The organism is Maribacter luteus, from assembly GCF_009674825.1.
GTDB lineage: Bacteria > Bacteroidota > Bacteroidia > Flavobacteriales > Flavobacteriaceae > Maribacter_A > Maribacter_A luteus.
Genome location: NZ_WKJH01000016.1, coordinates 1 through 2,010 on the forward strand (window position 1 = coordinate 1; position 2,010 = coordinate 2,010).

The 2,010-nt window shown below is 31.3% G+C and carries 2 protein-coding genes; both read left to right on the plus strand.

Going from position 1 to position 2,010, the window contains the following annotated elements:
• Positions 1 to 661: hypothetical protein (locus GJ691_RS11410; protein ID WP_218944433.1), on the plus strand; the 661-nt coding region annotated here is incomplete at its 5' end.
• Positions 662 to 728: 67 nt separating this feature from the next.
• The gene (locus GJ691_RS11415; RefSeq protein WP_154366978.1) at positions 729 to 1,685 is read left to right on the plus strand and encodes a hypothetical protein; all 957 of its coding nucleotides are present in this window, start codon (positions 729 to 731) and stop codon (positions 1,683 to 1,685) included.
• Positions 1,686 to 2,010 lie beyond the last annotated feature (325 nt).

Consider the following 2,010-nt stretch of genomic DNA (forward strand, 5'->3'; position numbering starts at 1 on the left):
TACACGCCATTTTATTCCCAATATAGCCGAAAACAAAAAAATGTTTTCCCTATATTTCCATAAAATAACGTGGACTTCACATAGCGCTGCGTTGTGCTTCATTATGAAAATTGAGAAAATTTCAGAAAGTCGTCTGTTCGAAAAACACGAAAAGAGTGTTGTAAAAAAATGGATTAAAACTCTGAAGTACGGATTTTTCAAAAGAGCCTGGGGTGGACACGCAAATGATGGGGACGAATTTGGGATTTGGCTCAAATATCAAAACAAATTAGAACTGTTCGAAATTTTAGATGGATTACAAATTCAACTTGAGCTAATCCCTGAAAATCATCCCAAAGCTATAGCAGGAAAAAAATATGATAGAGTAGAAATTGAAAAATTCAAAAGTAAAATTAAAGACTTTCCAGAATTTGAACAACCACTACATGTAGAAATTCAATCTATAAACTGTTTTTGCTGGATTGAAAACGGACATATCTGTCTTAAATTTAGTGGACAAGAAGACGGAAATGAATATGAAGTGAGTGAGTTGGATTTTAAAAATTGCCTACAGGTAGAACAAGTGATTATAGATGAAAATTTAGAAAATTACGTTAGTACGGATTACGAAAATTGGGTTACGAATGTTTCAAGAAAAGTCTATCCTGAGCTATTCAACTGAAAAAAATAACTAAACAGAAAAAAACCTATAAACAATATGGGCTTCAAGCTTTATAGTTTTACACAATATGAATAAAAGCACCAAAAATTTTAGTTCTGAATATAAATTCATGGTGAATTGGAATATTCATATGTATAATCATGAATTAATCTATTCTGATTCGGTATCATCGGTAAAAATAATAATTGAAGATGCCGCAAAAAACGATATCGGACTTTTGGTATGGGAAATGGAATTCTCTGATGATGAAAATAGAAGAAAATTGATTGTAAAAAGATTTATCGAATGGGCGGAATTAAATCTTTTAAAATATCGATTGATTCCAAATAGTAGAAGATCTGATTCTAAATTAATCGAAGATAAAAATGAATCTACCGTAACAAGGAAAAACGAAAGCAGGAATAAGACACACGATTATCAAGAAAAAACTGAAAAAGTGGTGTTTTTAGATAATTTAGAGAACGAAAATAATTTTGAGATTCTGCCACTAACATCGGATGAATTAAGAAAAGTTCAAACTGAGTACAAAAAACGATATTCAAGATTTAAAAATACATCTTTAATAGCACCTATTTTAGGAATTATAGCATTATTTACACCTCCAGAGGTATGGAATTTTATCAAATATTTTGACAAAAAACAAGGGATTAGGAAATTAGAAGATATGAATGAATATATGTTCCAAAGCCCCACCATGATTATTATAGTAATACTATCAGTAAGTGTAATAATATTTTTAAACTACTACGCTTTTGTTCGACCTATTAAAAAAGATTTGGAGGATAAACAAAAATTTCGAGGCCATTTTAAAGTAAGTAGAATAGAACACCTTAGCAAAAGAGTGTCAAAAAATCTAGATGGGCTAGACACCATTTTACATTTTGAAAAAAATAATTCAAAAATCAGAAAACATTTGTTTAAAAAATTCAACAACCCCGAATTACTTAATGCAAAGGGAATTACAATTGAACAGTCAAAGCACGCAGCTATTATATTTCTGGAATCAATAATTGAAGAAGACTAGATTAATAAAGAATTATATTATTGATTGTATGGAAAAACGAAAGCACAACAATACCTATAAGTAATACGGAGTTTAGTGTTTAAACCAAGTTAAGCGTAAATTTACTATGTCCGCAAAATCTTTCTGATTTTGCTCTGGCGAAAAATATAAATCAAAACAAAAAGCTTTTGCTACGTGCGAAGACGGAAACAAAAAGGTTTCCTTACCTCCGCACTACTCATAGCTGAAGCGATGATGTAGCATTCGCCTGCGTCGACCAAAATCCCTTCATCTCGTACCTCGATTCCCGGTCTTTCGGAAATGCTACATCATCGCAGCGCTATGA